The sequence below is a fragment of the Bacillus sp. Au-Bac7 genome (genome assembly GCF_021341655.1).
Classification (GTDB): domain Bacteria; phylum Bacillota; class Bacilli; order Bacillales; family Cytobacillaceae; genus Niallia.
On sequence record NZ_JAJTTG010000004.1, the window covers coordinates 20,733 to 36,648 of the forward strand.

Annotated in this window: 14 protein-coding genes; 11 read left to right on the plus strand and 3 right to left on the minus strand. The window is 40.0% G+C overall.

The genetic code is table 11. The annotated features are described in order from the left end of the window. Positions 1-220: 220 nt before the first annotated feature. The 8 genes from LXM54_RS15765 (at position 221) to LXM54_RS15800 (ending at position 9,240) form a co-directional block, all read left to right on the plus strand. Positions 221-1,273: a DUF3048 domain-containing protein gene (locus LXM54_RS15765; protein ID WP_233316195.1), complete on the plus strand. Its 1,053-nt coding sequence runs from the start codon at positions 221-223 to the stop codon at positions 1,271-1,273. 31 nt (positions 1,274-1,304) lie between these two features. Continuing rightward, on the plus strand, positions 1,305-1,622 hold the full coding sequence (locus LXM54_RS15770) for a YerC/YecD family TrpR-related protein (protein ID WP_233316196.1): 318 nt from the start codon (positions 1,305-1,307) through the stop codon (positions 1,620-1,622). Between the two features lie 243 nt (positions 1,623-1,865). Beyond that, on the plus strand, positions 1,866-2,555 hold the full coding sequence (locus LXM54_RS15775; RefSeq protein ID WP_233316197.1) for a heptaprenylglyceryl phosphate synthase: 690 nt from the start codon (positions 1,866-1,868) through the stop codon (positions 2,553-2,555). A 54-nt stretch (positions 2,556-2,609) separates the two neighbouring features. Beyond that, the gene (pcrA, locus tag LXM54_RS15780) at positions 2,610-4,817 is read left to right on the plus strand and encodes a DNA helicase PcrA (protein WP_233316198.1); all 2,208 of its coding nucleotides are present in this window, start codon (positions 2,610-2,612) and stop codon (positions 4,815-4,817) included. Between the two features lie 22 nt (positions 4,818-4,839). Then, positions 4,840-6,855, plus strand: coding sequence for an NAD-dependent DNA ligase LigA (gene ligA, locus LXM54_RS15785; RefSeq protein ID WP_233316200.1), 2,016 nt, complete (start codon positions 4,840-4,842; stop codon positions 6,853-6,855). A gap of 5 nt (positions 6,856-6,860) precedes the next feature. Then, a complete protein-coding gene (locus LXM54_RS15790) occupies positions 6,861-8,030 on the plus strand; it encodes a CamS family sex pheromone protein (RefSeq protein ID WP_233316202.1) in 1,170 nt (389 codons plus the stop codon). 127 nt (positions 8,031-8,157) lie between these two features. After that, positions 8,158-8,595, plus strand: a complete 438-nt coding sequence (locus tag LXM54_RS15795; protein WP_233316204.1) for a YueI family protein — start codon at positions 8,158-8,160, stop codon at positions 8,593-8,595. Positions 8,596-8,811: 216 nt separating this feature from the next. Further along, on the plus strand, positions 8,812-9,240 hold the full coding sequence (locus tag LXM54_RS15800) for an organic hydroperoxide resistance protein (protein WP_233316206.1): 429 nt from the start codon (positions 8,812-8,814) through the stop codon (positions 9,238-9,240). Positions 9,241-9,318: 78 nt separating this feature from the next. Here LXM54_RS15800 and LXM54_RS15805 read toward each other — a convergent pair whose 3' ends face one another. After that, positions 9,319-9,756: a MarR family winged helix-turn-helix transcriptional regulator gene (locus LXM54_RS15805; protein ID WP_233316208.1), complete on the minus strand. Its 438-nt coding sequence runs from the start codon at positions 9,754-9,756 to the stop codon at positions 9,319-9,321. 205 nt (positions 9,757-9,961) lie between these two features. On the opposite strand from LXM54_RS15805, the gene gatC reads away from it, so the two are divergent. From gatC to gatB, 3 genes are read left to right on the plus strand one after another with little or no spacing between them, the layout of a single operon-like run. Beyond that, positions 9,962-10,252 carry an Asp-tRNA(Asn)/Glu-tRNA(Gln) amidotransferase subunit GatC gene (gatC, locus tag LXM54_RS15810; RefSeq protein ID WP_233316210.1) on the plus strand — a complete coding sequence of 97 codons (291 nt, stop codon included), beginning with the start codon at positions 9,962-9,964 and terminating at the stop codon, positions 10,250-10,252. A 12-nt stretch (positions 10,253-10,264) separates the two neighbouring features. Then, the gene (gene gatA, locus LXM54_RS15815) at positions 10,265-11,722 is read left to right on the plus strand and encodes an Asp-tRNA(Asn)/Glu-tRNA(Gln) amidotransferase subunit GatA (RefSeq protein WP_233316211.1); all 1,458 of its coding nucleotides are present in this window, start codon (positions 10,265-10,267) and stop codon (positions 11,720-11,722) included. 12 nt (positions 11,723-11,734) lie between these two features. Further along, on the plus strand, positions 11,735-13,162 hold the full coding sequence (gene gatB / locus LXM54_RS15820; protein ID WP_233316213.1) for an Asp-tRNA(Asn)/Glu-tRNA(Gln) amidotransferase subunit GatB: 1,428 nt from the start codon (positions 11,735-11,737) through the stop codon (positions 13,160-13,162). Between the two features lie 134 nt (positions 13,163-13,296). Here the strand turns inward: gatB and plsY are convergent, their stop codons facing one another. Both plsY and LXM54_RS15830 read right to left on the minus strand, forming a co-directional pair. Next, positions 13,297-13,914 (minus strand): glycerol-3-phosphate 1-O-acyltransferase PlsY, encoded by a 618-nt coding sequence (gene plsY, locus LXM54_RS15825; protein WP_233316215.1) that lies wholly within the window; start codon positions 13,912-13,914, stop codon positions 13,297-13,299. A 150-nt stretch (positions 13,915-14,064) separates the two neighbouring features. Further along, complete coding sequence (locus LXM54_RS15830) at positions 14,065-15,735, minus strand: hypothetical protein (protein ID WP_233316217.1); 1,671 nt, start codon at positions 15,733-15,735, stop codon at positions 14,065-14,067. Between the last annotated feature and the right edge of the window lie 181 nt (positions 15,736-15,916).

A 15,916-nucleotide genomic window follows, 5' to 3' on the forward strand; every position in this document is an offset into this window, starting at 1 on the left:
CCTTTTATAAATGAGAATATTCTGATATATGTATAAAAAGGCAACAATATAGCAATAAAATATTGATTGTAGCCCGTGTAACAGCAAATCAATCTGGTACGTATTCTTAGTAAGTGCAGCCTTTTTAGCCTATTTTTACAGAGAACCACTGTTTGCCTTCAGCGTTTTTCCGCCCATTCTTCCTAGCAGGTTTAAAAAAAACGCGCTATTAGGAGGATTTATGAAAAAGAGCATAGTATTGTTTTTGGCGGCAGTTTTTCTTTTATTGACAGCATGCAGCAAAGAACCGGAAAGTGTAGGCACACATGATGAAAATCATCAGGGCGGTGATGCTGGCAAGGACGAAGGCAGTGTGGAGGATTTAGGGTATACATTTCCTCTGACAGGCCTGTCTGCAGATGTGAAAAGCAGTGAGCGAGCAGTCAGCGTTATGGTGAATAATCATCCGAAAGCAAGGCCGCAGACTGGTTTAACTGATGCTGATATTGTATATGAGGTTCTGGCTGAAGGAGAGATAACAAGGTTTCTTGCCATCTATCAGAGCAAGGCTCCAAAGCTGATTGGGCCTGTCAGAAGCGCAAGGGACTACTATATTGAACTTGCTAAAGGTTATGATGGCCTTTATATTGCGCATGGCTATAGTCCGGAAGCAAAGAGGCTGTTGACAGAGGGCTTTATTGATAATCTTAACGGTATGCAGTATGACGGAACATTGTTTCAGCGTTCCGCTCAAAGGCAAGCGCCTCATAATTCGTATATCAGCTATAGCAATATATTAAAAGGGGCGCAACAAAATAATTATGATATGGATGTATCACCTAGACCGCTCACCTTTTTAAAAGAACAAGAGGTAAACCAAATACAAGGGGAAGCAGCGAATAAAATATCCATATATTATGGTTCGAACCCACAGTACAATTCTTTATTCTATTATGATAAAGACACTGAAAAGTATATCAGGTATTCAAACGGCGAAAAAACCGTGGATTACGAATCCGGCATGCCTGTTGCCGTAAGCAATGTGTTCATTTTGGAAGCAGAACATCACACAGCCGACAGCAAAGGCAGACGAGATATAGATTTGCAATCTGGTGGAGATGGCTACTTGCTTCAAAAAGGCAAGTGGAATAAGGTTGAATGGAAAAACATAGATGGCCGGCTTCTTCCGTTTGACGGTGACCGGCAAATAGGACTTGTTCCCGGAAAGACATGGATAAATATCATACCTTCTGATCCTGGATTAGACGCAGCCGTTTCATTAGAGACACAATAAACTAATATACGTAACCGATGGAGGTCATGAAATGCAAATTGATAAACTAAGAGGGAAAGAGCTGGATCAGCTATTTAAATCCATCCTTTCATTAGAGAATTTAGAAGAATGCTATCAATTTTTCGATGATTTATGCACAGTTAATGAAATTCAATCACTTTCACAGCGTCTTGAGGTTGCAAGAATGTTGCGAGAAGGAAATACCTATCATAGCATTGAAAAAGAAACTGGTGCTAGCACAGCTACAATCTCCCGTGTGAAAAGATGCTTGAACTACGGCAATGACGCCTATGTTATGGCATTGGACAGAATTCAAGGAGACAAGACTTCGGAAGAAGAAAGTGAATAAGATATTTTCCTGAGCAGGCAATGATTGCCTGCTTTTTTGTTTAGTTAAAAAAGCTGAGCTTGCTGAAACATTGTCTCTTACAAAATCGTCCTATTATAAAGCAGAACTACGTGAAACTTATTGTTATTCATAACGAAATATCCTGCAAATATTTACATGCATAATTCCCGCCTTTCATTTCTTTTTTGTAACATACACAAATGCTATAATGATGTAATGGAAGTTAGAATGGAGGATTTTTGCATGTACAATGTCCGTGAGTGGCGTCACGTTTTTAAATTAGATCCGAATAAAGAAATTTCAGATGAACATTTAGAGAAAATAGCTGAATCAGGAACAGATGCGATTATCATTGGCGGGACAGATGGGGTTACGCTTGAAAATGTGCTGAGCATCATGTCCCGAGTCAGAAGATATACAGTTCCTTGCATACTAGAAATATCAACAATCGATGCTATTACTCCCGGTTTTGATCTTTACTTCATACCAACTGTCTTAAACAGCAAGGATACAAAATGGGTGACAGGTCTGCATCATGAAGCAGTAAAGGAATATGGTGAGATTATGAATTGGGAAGAGATACTTGTCCAAGGCTATTGCATCTTAAACAGTGATTGCAAAGCAGCTAAAGCAACAGATGCGAATACCGACCTCGATGCCCTTGATGTTGCTGCATATGCAATGATGGCAGAGAAAATGTTGCACCTGCCTATTTTTTATCTTGAGTACAGCGGTTCTTACGGAGACGTGGAGGTTGTCAAGGCAGCGAAAAGAAATCTGACCGATACTGTCCTTTTTTACGGCGGAGGAATAAGATCACTGGATGACGCGCAGAAAATGGCGCTCGAGGCAGATGTAGTGGTTGTTGGAAATATTATTTATGATGATATAGCGGCTGCTTTAAGCACCGTGAAAATAAAGAATCTGCATTGATTACAAAAACGGAAAAAGGTATTATAGAATATATGTTCTTATGGCGGTGAGATAATGCAATTTTTAACAGATAAAATATTAAATGGTTTAAATCCTGAACAGCAAAAGGCTGTTAAGGCAACAGAAGGCCCGCTTCTTATAATGGCAGGAGCAGGAAGTGGAAAGACAAGAGTGCTTACACAAAGAATCGCTTATTTGATGGTTGAAAAAGGGGTTAATCCATACAACATCTTAGCGATAACATTTACGAATAAAGCAGCAAAGGAAATGAGACATAGGATTGCAGGAGTGCTTGGCGGCGCGAGCGAGGATATCTGGATTTCCACATTCCACTCCATGTGTGTCCGCATCCTGAGGAAGGATATCGACAGAATCGGCTATAACAGAAACTTTACGATTTTGGATACGACAGACCAACAGTCTGTAGTAAAGCAAATTTTAAAGGAAAGAAACATCGATCCGAAGAAACATGATCCTCGGGCGATATTGGCAAGTATCAGCTCTGCTAAAAACGAACTGATTACACCAGAGGAATATGCAAAAACAGCAGGGGATTATTTCGCTCAGATTGCCAGTGATGTATATACCGAATACCAAAGACGTTTAAGAAAGAACCACGCTTTGGATTTCGATGACTTGATTATGCAGACAATCCACTTGTTCCAGCGTGTACCGGAAGTTCTTGAATTTTATCAACGCAAGTTCCAGTATATTCATGTAGACGAGTATCAAGATACGAATAGATCTCAGTATATGCTTGTAAAACTGCTTGCAAGCAGATTCCGCAATCTTTGTGTTGTAGGTGATTCTGACCAGTCTATTTATCGTTGGCGCGGGGCGGATATTGCCAACATCCTTTCATTCGAGAAGGATTACCCGAACGCAACGGTGGTCATGCTTGAGCAAAACTACCGTTCTACGAAGAAGATTCTTCAAGCTGCCAACAAAGTTATTGAAAACAACACAGGCAGAAAAGATAAAAATCTGTGGACGGAAAATGAAGATGGAAATAAAATTCATTACTATCGTGCAGACAGTGAGCAAGGGGAAGCACAATTTGTAATTGGTAAGATCCAAGAAATCAGAAGAGAAACCTCAAAAAAACTGGCTGATATTGCGATTCTTTACCGTACAAATGCTCAATCTCGTGTAATGGAAGAAATGCTTCTAAAATCAAATATTGAATATTCCATTGTCGGGGGAATAAAGTTCTACGATAGAAAAGAAATTAAAGATACACTTGCTTATTTAAGACTGATTGCAAATCCCGATGATGATATTAGCTTGCAAAGGGTCATAAATGTGCCGAAACGAGGGATTGGTTCAAGCTCTATCGATAAAATCGCTAATTTTGCAGCAATGCATGATATGTCTATGTATGATGCGATTGAATCAGTTGAGCTAATTGGATTAAGCCCAAAAATCACAAAATCAGTAGCAGAATTCCACAACTTCATCCGTAAGTACAGTGAAATGCAGGAGTACTTGTCTGTAACGGAGCTGGTGGAGGAAGTGATTGAAAAGTCTGGTTATCTAGAGGCGCTAAAAGCAGAGAAATCGATTGAATCCCAAAGCAGAATTGAGAATATCGAGGAGTTCATGTCTGTTACGAAAAACTTTGAGGACACAAATGAAGACAAGTCTTTAATTGCCTTCCTGACAGATTTAGCTCTTGTTGCAGACATCGATAAGCTTGATGATGACGGCAATCAGGCAGATGCTGTTGTACTAATGACGCTCCACTCGGCAAAAGGACTGGAGTTTCCAGTAGTATTCTTGATTGGTCTGGAAGAAGGGGTTTTCCCGCATTCCCGTTCCCTTATGGAGGAAGTGGAAATGGAGGAGGAAAGAAGACTTGCCTATGTTGGGATTACAAGGGCAGAACAGCAGCTGTTCATAACAAACGCTCAAATGAGAACATTGTTTGGTCGTACGAATATGAATCCTCCTTCCCGTTTCATTAAGGAAATACCAGAAGATTTATTAGAAGGAGTTCCAGAAAGAAAGAGCGAATCGAGATTCAGTGCCAGACCGGCAGCACCTGCAGCAAGAAAAGCAGTTATACGCCCTGCGGCAAGGACAACAGGTGGAGAGGATATTGGCTGGAATGTCGGAGATAAGGCGGTTCACGGTAAATGGGGAACCGGTACGGTAGTAAGCGTTAAGGGAGACGGAGACTCCAAGGAGCTTGATATTGCATTCCCAAGTCCGGTAGGCATAAAGAGACTATTGGCGAAATTTGCGCCGATCCAAAAAGGCTGATGAACGAGAAAGGAATGGAAGTATGGATCTACAAGCAGCAGAAAAAAGGGTAAAGGAATTGCATAACCTTTTAAATAAATATAACTATGAATATCATGTACTTGATAATCCCTCTGTTCCCGATGCAGAATATGATGCTCTTTTAAAAGAGCTTGTTGATTTGGAACAAACATTTCCTGAATTAAAGACAAGCGACTCTCCTTCCCAAAGGGTTGGAGGGGAAATTTTGGATATGTTCTCAAAGGTCCAGCATGAGACACCGATGCTTAGTCTTGGGAATGCCTTTAATGAAGCTGATTTACGTGATTTTGACAGAAAGGTGCGCCAAGCAATTGGAGACAACTTTTCTTATGTTTGTGAGCTGAAGATAGATGGACTGGCTGTGTCGCTTCGCTATGTAGATGGATTGTTTGAACTGGGAGCGACACGCGGTGATGGCACTACTGGGGAGGATATTACAGCGAATTTAAAGACAATTCGCTCCATCCCTCTTCGGTTAAATCAGCCTGTAAGCATTGAAGTGCGAGGCGAAGCCTTCATGCCGAAGAAATCCTTTGAAGCACTGAATAAAGCAAAAGATGAGAACGGAGAAGAGCCGTTTGCCAACCCAAGGAATGCGGCAGCTGGCTCTCTCAGACAGCTTGATCCAAGGATTGCGGCTTCCCGAAATCTTGACATCTTCCTTTATGCGATTGGAGATCCTGGAGAAACAGGTGTGCGATCTCACAGCCAAGGACTTGATTTGTTAGATGAGCTAGGCTTTAAAACGAATAAAGAAAGACAGCGTTGTGCAACAATTGAGGATGTACTTCAGTATGTGGAAGGCTGGCAGGATAAGCGCCCTCATCTTCCATATGAAATCGATGGAATTGTTATTAAGGTTGACAGCTTGGAGCAGCAAGACGAGCTAGGTACTACTGCGAAAAGTCCAAGATGGGCAATCGCCTATAAGTTCCCTGCTGAAGAGGTTGTCACAAAGCTCCTTGATATCGAGCTAAGCATCGGACGAACAGGTGTGTTGACGCCGACAGCGTTGCTTGCCCCTGTTAAGGTGGCGGGGACTACTGTCAAACGGGCATCTTTGCATAATGAAGATTTAATTCGCGAAAAAGATATTAAAATCGGCGACAGTGTTGTTGTAAAAAAAGCGGGCGACATTATTCCTGAGGTCGTGAATGTTCTTGTGGAAAGACGAACAGGCGAAGAGCAGGACTTTATCATGCCGACTGAATGTCCTGAATGCGGCAGTGAACTGGTAAGAATTGAAGGAGAAGTGGCTCTGCGCTGCATTAATCCTAAATGTCCTGCCCAAATAAGAGAAGGGCTAATCCACTTTGTGTCCCGCAATGCCATGAATATTGACGGACTTGGCGAAAGGGTTGTTAGTCAGCTGTTTTCTGAAAAGCTGATTGAAGATGTTGCTGACCTCTATAAGCTTACATATGAGCAGCTTATTAATCTGGAAAGAATGGGCGAAAAGTCTGTGACGAACTTGTTGAATGCTATTGCTGCATCTAAAAGTAATTCCTTAGAGAGGCTGTTGTTTGGGTTAGGAATTCGTCATGTTGGAGCGAAGGCTGCTAAGACGATTGCGATGGAATTCAGCAATATGGACGCATTGGCTAATGCGAGTGTTGAAGACTTAAAAGCAATTAATGAGATAGGCGATAAAATGGCTGATTCAATTGTTGCATTCTTCGAGCAGGAAGAGGCTGCAGAGCTGATTGAGGAGCTTAAAGCTTCTGGAGTAAACATGGAATATACAGGTGCAAGACCTGTTGCACTTGAGGATTCAGACAGCGTGTTTGCCGGAAAAACAATTGTTTTAACTGGTAAACTAGAGCAGCTTTCCCGTAATGAAGCGAAAGAAAAAATCGAGCTTTTAGGCGGGAAGATTACGGGAAGTGTCAGCAAAAAAACAGATCTCGTAATCGCCGGTGAGGATGCAGGCAGCAAATTGACGAAAGCAGAACAGCTGGGAATTGAAGTTTGGGATGAGGATAAGCTGTTGGAAGAACTAAAGGTTAAAGGTGTGTAATGTTGATGAAAAGAAGCTTTTTATTTATAGCCAGTCTCGTTTTTCTACTTACTGCCTGTGCCCCCAACTTCCAGAAAGAAGAGGAAGTAAAGAGTGAAACAGGCGATAATGAAACGGAGACAGCCATCCTGCCGAAATTCAAAATATCGGATGAGTATTACAGCATGAGTCTTCCTTTCAAAACATCGGAGGCGAGAGGGCTTGTCGTCAATAATTTGAATTCAAGGTACGACATCAGTGAGTTTGAGAGCGGTTTGATGCGAGTTGCCCAAAACACATTCAGTACAGAAAACTATTATTTTCAAGAGGGGCAGTATTTGAATAGTTCAACAGTTGCTTCATGGCTGAACAGAAAGTACACAGCGAAGGAACTGAAAGATAAGAAAATGTCTGAAAGTGACAATGTCGGGTTGAATCCTTCTGATGAAGATAAGAGCCAAGCAGAAAGTGGAGAGATGGATCCGATATATCTTGCACATATTCTCGAGCATGATTATTTAGTGAAAAATGAAGAAACAAATAAATTGGAGCTGGGCGGTGTGACAATCGGCCTTGCACTAAATTCGGTTTATTATTATCAGGAAAAAAATAACGGATCTACAAAAAAGAAAGATATTAGTCAGCAAACACTTCAAAGAGAAGGGAAGAAAATTGCTGCAGAGGTTATCAAAAGGCTCAGAAAAATCGAAGGCTTAGAAAATGTACCAATCAACATCGCCTTGTTTGAACAAAAAGAGACGTCCTCTGTTGTACCAGGCAATTTTATTGCTTATGAGAATGCAGGAAGTGGAGAATCTTCTTTAGGTGAGTGGAAAAGTATAAATGAGAAGTATGTGATTTATCCGAATAATGATAGCCAGTATAAAACAGAAAATGCTGCCTTCTCAAAATTTCAAAATGATATTGAAGAATATTTCCCGAATTTCAATGGTGTAATCGGCAAAGGATTTTATATAAACAATAAGCTGCGGAGCCTCAGCATTGAGATGAAGATACAATTTTATGGAGCGACAGAAGTCATCGGTTTCTCCCAATATGTAGCTGGGAAAGTGATGGATCGTTTCAAAGACACAAACCAGGCAGTACAGGTTAGCATAACTTCTGCAAATGGAGAAGAAGCACTGATAGTCAGAGATGCAGGTCAGGATGAACCGTTCGTTCATATTTATCAGTAAGGTATAAAGATTATCCCAATACGGGGTAGTCTTTTTTATTTTCCTTTTTTTGCAACAATTTCAATGACTGTAGGTGGAATTTTTTTAGTATAGTGGTAAAGAGTATCTATATAAGGAGTTGGAAAGAATGACAAATCCAAATTTAGATGATTACCTGCAGCAAGGTATGTACGGCACTAAAGAAACAAAGCCTGAAGAAAGAAGGCAGTTTCTCGGAACAATCAGGGAAAGGATTGTTCTTGCTTTGAGGCAGAGCCAAGTAAGAGAACCAGATGTCTATAAAGAGGCAGAGGAAGCTATTAAAGGCAATAAGGGGGCAAAACTTTATTTAAACGGCCACTTGGATTATTCCTATTTGTCTAAGTACTTAAAAATCGCCAATCAGCAAAACATGGAATATACAATTGTAACAAATAACGATTATAACAGTGATATCGGTTTGCTGATAGCATATGACCATGCAGTAGACAAAGAAGATATTTATGTAACAGAAAATTCAGCAGAAAAGAAGGCAGACGAACCGAAAGAGAAAAAAGGATTTTTTGCTAAGCTCTTCAAAAGATAATAAGGTTTATGGCGAGAGGGAAAAGAATGCTGATTCTTTTCCCTTGTTTCTTTAGATGAGGTTTAAAAGGGACAGGCACGTGATATACAAAAAACAACAGGATATTTCGTTTATTTATGGGAAATGTAAAAAAAGTAAGTTATATAACTTGTAATGTAAAATTAAATTGTGTACAATACAATTGTGTAAAACATTATTTAATTGGAGGGTTTAACGATGTCAGAAACATTGTTCACTACATCTGTAAAAGCGGTTGGCGGAAGAGAAGGAAGAGTAGAATCAGAGGATTATGTCATTCAATTAGAAACAGCAATGCCTGGAACACCAAGAGCAAAACAGCTTGAGGATGCAACTAACCCAGAGCAGCTGTTTGCAGCAGGCTATGCAGCTTGTTTCGATGGAGCTCTTCAGATGATCGCAGGAAAAGAACGTGTGAAATTTGAATCAGAAGTGACAGCAAGTGTCAGCCTGATAAAAGATCCAACAGATCAAGGTTTTAAACTTGGTGTTAAATTGTCTGTCAAAGGTACTGGCGTAGATAAAGCTACTTTAGAAGATCTTGTTCATAAAGCACATAATTTCTGCCCATACTCTAAAGCAACTAGAGGCAATATTGACGTTACACTTGAAGTTATTGCTGCATAATAAATCAAAAAACCATCGCCTACATGTGATGGTTTTTTTATACCTAAAAAGAAGCGCCTTTTTAAAGACGCTTCTTTTTTATTTGGCAAGCTGCTGTAAAAGATGAGCCAGGGAATTTTTTAACTGACTAAATTCCTGTGGTTCTTTATTAGAAAGCTTGAATATTTCTGCTGGAATGCAGGCTGCTTTTTCTTTAAGGCTTTTGCCTTGTTCTGTTAACGATACCATAACAGAGCGCTCGTCTTCTTGGGAACGTTCCCTCTTGATAAGACCGTTCTGTTCCATCCGTTTTAACATTGGAGTTAATGTGCCTGAATCAAGGTACAGCTCTTCTCCCATGCTTTTCACACTTAGCACCTCATGCTCCCATAATAACAGTAGAACTAAATATTGAGGATAAGTCACATCAAGATCCTCAAGCAAAGTTTTGTATTTTTTAGTCATTTCTCTTGAACTGGCGTAAAGCAAAAAACAGAGCTGATTTTCCAGTTTAAGCATATCTATTTCATTTGCCATTGTAGTTCACCAACTTTAAAGTATCTTAATAATATTACTATTGTAATCCAATTATAGCTTTTTTCCTAATGAAGTAAATTGGGGCAGCATTATAAAGGCAAGATTTTTGGAAGGATAACAAATACTTCATTGTTCTTGTTGCCTTAATAGAGGCTTGTTTGATATCATCAGATTATTGCATGGAACGTACTTGGAGGTGACAATTATGTCAAGGATTACAAAAGAAGAAGTAAAGCATGTTGCAAACCTTGCGAGGCTTGCGATTACAGAAGATGAAGCTGAAAAATTTCAGAAACAGCTTGATGCAATCATTTCATTTGCTGAGCAGTTGAATGAGCTGGATACAGAAGGTGTTGTACCAACATCCCATGTGCTCGATACGAAAAACGTATTGCGTGAAGATGTTGCAGGAAAAGGCCTGCCAATCGAGGATGTCCTGCGAAATGCTCCAGAGCATCAGGACGGCCAGATCAAGGTGCCATCAATTATAGAGTAAGGAGGGAAGAGGATGAGCTTATTTGATCAAAAAGCGGCAGATTTACAAGAAATGCTGCTTAAAAAAGAACTTTCTGTTACAGATTTGGTGCAGGAAGCATACACGAGAATTAAGGACGTAGATGAAAAAGTACAAGCCTTTATGACATTAGATGAGGAAAATGCCTTTAATCAGGCGAAGCAGCTTGATGCAAGATTGGCTGCAGGTGAAACGACAGGTCCACTGTTCGGTTTGCCAATCGGGATAAAGGATAATATTGTCACTAAGGATTTAAGAACAACATGTTCTAGCCGCATATTGGAGAACTTCCAGCCAATCTACAATGCGACAGTTATGGAGAAATTACATAATGCAGGCACGATTACAATCGGGAAGCTGAATATGGATGAGTTCGCGATGGGGTCATCAACAGAAAACTCCTATTATATGAACACAAAGAACCCTTGGAGTTTAGATAGAGTGCCAGGTGGTTCATCAGGCGGATCAGCAGCTGCAGTTGCTGCAGGAGAAGTTCTGTTTTCACTTGGATCTGACACAGGCGGCTCTATCAGACAGCCGGCTGCCTATTGCGGAGTTGTCGGCTTAAAGCCTACATACGGACGTATTTCACGTTTTGGTCTTGTGGCATTTGCGTCTTCTTTAGACCAAATCGGACCGATTACAAGAACAGTTGAAGACAATGCCTTCTTGCTGAAAGCTATTTCAGGAGTAGATCCGATGGACAGCACATCAGCAAATGTGGCAGTTCCGGACTTTACGAAGAGCTTAACAGGTGATATTAAGAACTTGAAAATCGCAGTGCCAAAAGAATACTTAGGCGAAGGTGTAAGCGAGGAAGTGCGTCAATCTGTGCTTGATGCTCTTAAGGTGTTAGAAAAGCTTGGAGCAACATGGGAAGAAGTATCATTGCCACACAGCAAATATGCGTTGGCAACTTATTATCTGCTGTCTTCTTCAGAGGCTTCTGCTAACTTGTCCCGCTTTGACGGAATCCGCTACGGCTACCGTGCAGAAGATGCAGGAAGCTTAATTGAACTCTATAAAAAGACTAGGGCAGAAGGCTTCGGAGATGAAGTGAAACGCAGAATCATGCTTGGAACTTTTGCATTGAGCTCTGGTTATTATGATGCTTACTATAAAAAAGCACAAAAAGTCCGCACACTTATTAAGAAGGACTTTGAGGATGTATTTGAGAAATACGATGTAATCGTAGGACCTACAACCCCAACACCAGCATTCAAAATCGGTGAAAATGTGAATGATCCATTGACGATGTATGCAAATGACATTCTGACAATTCCAGTAAACCTTGCTGGAGTGCCTGGAATCTCTGTTCCTTGCGGATTCACAAACGGATTGCCGCTTGGCTTGCAAATTATCGGTAAGCACTTTGATGAAGAAACTGTTTATAAAGTGGCATATGCATTTGAACAAGCAACGGACTATCATAAGCAAAAACCAACGCTGTAAGGGGTGAAATAAATGGAATTTGAAACAGTCATAGGACTTGAAGTCCATGTGGAATTAAAAACAGAATCGAAGATATTTTCTGCAAGCCCGAACCATTTTGGGGCTGCACCAAATACAAATACGACAGTTGTCGATTTAGGTTATCCAGGCGTATTGCCGGTCTTGAACAAAAAAGCTGTCGATTACGGTATGAAAGCGTCAATGGCATTGAACTGCCAAATTGCAACAGAAACAAAGTTTGACCGTAAAAACTATTTCTATCCAGATAATCCGAAAGCATATCAAATTTCTCAGTTTGATAAACCAATCGGTGAGCATGGCTATATCGATATAGAAGTGGACGGTTATAAGAAAAGAATCGGAATCACACGTGTTCATATGGAAGAGGATGCTGGAAAGCTGAACCATGGTGACGGTTATTCTCTAGTCGACTTTAACCGCCAAGGAACACCTTTGATTGAGATTGTTTCAGAGCCTGATATCAGAACACCAAACGAAGCATATGCATACCTGGAAAAATTGAAATCAATCATCCAGTATACTGGAGTATCTGACTGTAAGATGGAAGAAGGCTCTTTACGCTGTGATGCGAATATTTCCATTCGCCCTGTTGGACAAGAAGAATTCGGAACAAAAACAGAATTGAAGAACTTAAATTCATTTAACTTTGTTAGAAAAGGTCTTGAATACGAGGAAAAGCGTCAGCGTGAAGTTGTTCTTGGCGGCGGTGTGATAGAGCAGGAAACACGTCGTTATGATGAAGCAGCAAATACAACAATATTGATGCGTGTTAAGGAAGGTTCAGATGATTATCGATATTTCCCAGAGCCAGACTTAATGGACCTATATATCGATGAAGATTGGAAAGCTAGAATTCGTGCGGAAATTCCAGAGCTTCCTGATGCTCGTCAGAAGAGATATGTAGAAGAATTAGGCTTGCCTGAATACGATGCTAATGTATTGACTGTTACGAAAGAAATGGCAGATTTCTTTGAAGCGACAGTAAATGCTAAAGCAGATCCTAAGCTTGCCTCTAACTGGATTATGGGTGATGTATCAGCATACTTGAATGCAGAAGGAAAAGAGCTGGCAGATGTTGCACTGACTCCAGAGAGTCTTGCAAGCATGATTAAACTCATTGAAGATGGGACAATCTCCAGCAAAATTGCTAAGCAAGTGTTCAAAGAGCTGATTGAAAACGGCGGCGACGCAGAACAAATCGTTAAAGATAAAGGATTAGTGCAAATTTCGGATGAAGGAGCTCTCCTTCAGGTAATTTCCGAAGCATTGGACAATAATCCGCAATCAATTGATGACTTCAAGAACGGCAAACAAAAGGCTGTCGGCTTCCTTGTTGGTCAAATCATGAAAGCAACAAAAGGACAGGCTAACCCGCAAATGGTCAACAAGCTGCTTGTTCAAGAAATAAACAAAAGATAATGTAGAAAAACCAAGAGCTAACTGCTCTTGGTTTTTTCATTTATTTCGACATTTTCTCTGCATATTTCCCAGGAAAAGTGTTCTCTTGGCAATTTTCGAACTTTTTTTTGCAAAGCTTGTCCTAATGAAGATACTTAGCTAATCTTTTTCGGTCCGATGCGGTCTTTTTTTATTGTTTTATCATTTATTTTCGGTTCAGTGTGATTAAAGAAATTAATAATATTGGATCTGTGCAAGTATATAAGCAGTAAAAGATAGATGATAAATATAAGTTCATGTTCTAAAGTAGCATCGAATAGGGCATACAGCAATATCGTAATTCCGACAGATATGCTGCCGAGGAATACATATTTAGTTATCCAGATAACAGCGATAAATGTTAAGTAGACAACCAAGAACATAACAGGATTTGCGACAATCAGCATACCTGCTGTAGTGGCGATGGCCTTTCCGCCACGGAAGCCTGCGAACACAGGGAAACAATGGCCGATTACAGCCGCCAAACCTGTGTAAATCGGATCGATATCCTGGTGCAATAAAATTGGAAGAGCTGCAGCTAGTGCACCCTTGCCGATATCGAAGATGAGTACGGCGAGACCAGCTTTTTTCCCAAGAACGCGAATAGAGTTCGTTGCTCCTGGATTAAAGCTGCCGTGCTTTCTTATATCGATACCAAAAAACATCTTACCTATTATAATGGCAGCTGGAATAGATCCTATTAAATATGCGATTAATATCGTATACAAAAGCATTCTCCTTTGACGGTATGATAAATATTCCCATTTCCTATGTTAGTATATGCAAGCAGAAAAGTATACTTGTTCCTGAATAACATGATTTTAAAAAAACGGCAAAAAAGCCGCCAATTTTAATTGATAGGCGGCTCTTGTGACAAATATAGTCTATTCAAATCCTGCCATGACAAGTTCTTGGACACTGACAACAACCTCTTCTGTATCCATATATTTCACAGAAACATTCATCCCTTTTTCTAGGAAGATGCTGTAAGGGAAATCATTAGATGACACTTGGAATATTCGTTTATCTTTATCTACCATAAAGCGGACGACAGTGCTGCCTTCCATTTCTGATTTATAGACATTGCTGATTGTCCCTTGTAATTCCTTCATATCAGCCAAATCGGTAGGAACTGTGTTATCGTCCTTTAGCAATGTAGCAATTGCATATTTATAATCATTAAATAGCTTTGATTTTTCATTGCTGTAGCTGTAAACCTTCTCATCCTTGGCGTTGACAAGAACAATTTGTCTCAGCACGTTGTTGCTGTCCATCAAAGGAACTACCCATGTAAACTGGCCATAGATCGTATAAAGTATAGGCGTGCCAGCTTCATATTTTTCCGCTCTGAATGTCTTTTCCGCCACATTGATGGCAGACTTTCCATTTAACGATCCATTTGCATTCTCATAGAATGTGAGCTTGCCATCTCTGGCATTTATGAGAGAGTAGCCGACCATGCTGCCGCTGTCTGATTTAGGACGAGTGAAATCTGTAAACCAGTTTAACGCAAGATCCTTATTGAACACTCCATTCACTTCATCTATGTCTTCCCATTCTGTTGGCACCTTTATATCTTCTTTAGAGAAAATAGTATTCCAGAAGCCATGCACATATTTTCCATACCATTCATTCCAATCTTCCGCTACACTTGTTGGGATGACATGATCGATAAATGCAGGAATCTCGTTCATCTTATAATCTTTTATTTCCCCGCTTTCTGGGTCAATAATATAAATGCCCTTTACATCGACAATTTCCCTAAATTTATTGTAGTCCCCATATGGAACAACATAATAGGGCTTATCATTATCATCGGGTTCAAAGCTTGCTTCGAGCAGGACAGAGTCCTTGTGTTTTTTTCTTACAAGACGCTTTAAGTCTTCGTTGAAATAGGCAGATGGAACATAAGTCATTTCTGATTTTACTAAAACGGCATCTTTATTTTCATCCTCTGCACTCATTTTAACGAATCCAGGAACAGGCACATCTTTCATCCATTTAAAGAAGCCTGTGTATTCAATGGGCGTTACCCAATAAAGATGATCGTCGATTTTTTGCAAAGTAGATTCCCCGAGGTCATAGTAGGAGGCATGTGACAGCTCCCCAAGCTTTTTTTCACTTCGATACCTTGCGTATTTTTCCGGAACCACAGCAATATGCTGTTCATCTGTAGATTCTTCTTGCTCTTTGGCAACAGTGGCCTTTGCTGCTACAAAATCATACTTATCATTAGCTATTGTCAAAGGATAAACAAATTGGAAGTAAGCACTTGCGACCAGCATGGCAATCCCGAGAAAGCTTGTGTAATAAAATCCTTTTGCTTTCCGATAAATGATGTCAGCCAAAAAGAACAGCGCTAAATAAAATAAGCTAAACTTAATTGCAGCCTGCACAGAATAATCGATAAGCTGGAAATAAGTTAAAATAAAGATGATAATCGCTCCAAGTATGACGCGCAGAAGCTGTGTGTATAAAAAAACTTTACTGCGATAATAAGCTTTCCAAACAATTGGATTAAGCGTTAACGCGAGCAATGATAATAAATATATCATTAACATAAACCTCCTTATGATAATTGCTTCCATTGTAATACGGAATGTTCCCCATAATAGTTTCATAAATCATTCCTAACTTAATCCGACAAAAAACATCTTTATAAGATCAGAAAAATGTTACTATAAAAAAGTATGACTCGCTGGAAAGCTTATTAATTGAAAAAAATATAACATTGGT

Coding starts and splice junctions, on each gene's coding strand:
- LXM54_RS15765 (WP_233316195.1), top strand. CDS start 221: ATGAAAAAGAGCATAGTATTGTTTTTGGCGGCAGTTTTTCTTTTATTG.
- LXM54_RS15770 (WP_233316196.1), top strand. CDS start 1,305: ATGCAAATTGATAAACTAAGAGGGAAAGAGCTGGATCAGCTATTTAAA.
- LXM54_RS15775 (WP_233316197.1), top strand. CDS start 1,866: ATGTACAATGTCCGTGAGTGGCGTCACGTTTTTAAATTAGATCCGAAT.
- pcrA (WP_233316198.1), top strand. CDS start 2,610: ATGCAATTTTTAACAGATAAAATATTAAATGGTTTAAATCCTGAACAG.
- ligA (WP_233316200.1), top strand. CDS start 4,840: ATGGATCTACAAGCAGCAGAAAAAAGGGTAAAGGAATTGCATAACCTT.
- LXM54_RS15790 (WP_233316202.1), top strand. CDS start 6,861: ATGAAAAGAAGCTTTTTATTTATAGCCAGTCTCGTTTTTCTACTTACT.
- LXM54_RS15795 (WP_233316204.1), top strand. CDS start 8,158: ATGACAAATCCAAATTTAGATGATTACCTGCAGCAAGGTATGTACGGC.
- LXM54_RS15800 (WP_233316206.1), top strand. CDS start 8,812: ATGTCAGAAACATTGTTCACTACATCTGTAAAAGCGGTTGGCGGAAGA.
- LXM54_RS15805 (WP_233316208.1), bottom strand. CDS start 9,756: ATGGCAAATGAAATAGATATGCTTAAACTGGAAAATCAGCTCTGTTTT.
- gatC (WP_233316210.1), top strand. CDS start 9,962: ATGTCAAGGATTACAAAAGAAGAAGTAAAGCATGTTGCAAACCTTGCG.
- gatA (WP_233316211.1), top strand. CDS start 10,265: ATGAGCTTATTTGATCAAAAAGCGGCAGATTTACAAGAAATGCTGCTT.
- gatB (WP_233316213.1), top strand. CDS start 11,735: ATGGAATTTGAAACAGTCATAGGACTTGAAGTCCATGTGGAATTAAAA.
- plsY (WP_233316215.1), bottom strand. CDS start 13,914: ATGCTTTTGTATACGATATTAATCGCATATTTAATAGGATCTATTCCA.
- LXM54_RS15830 (WP_233316217.1), bottom strand. CDS start 15,735: ATGATATATTTATTATCATTGCTCGCGTTAACGCTTAATCCAATTGTT.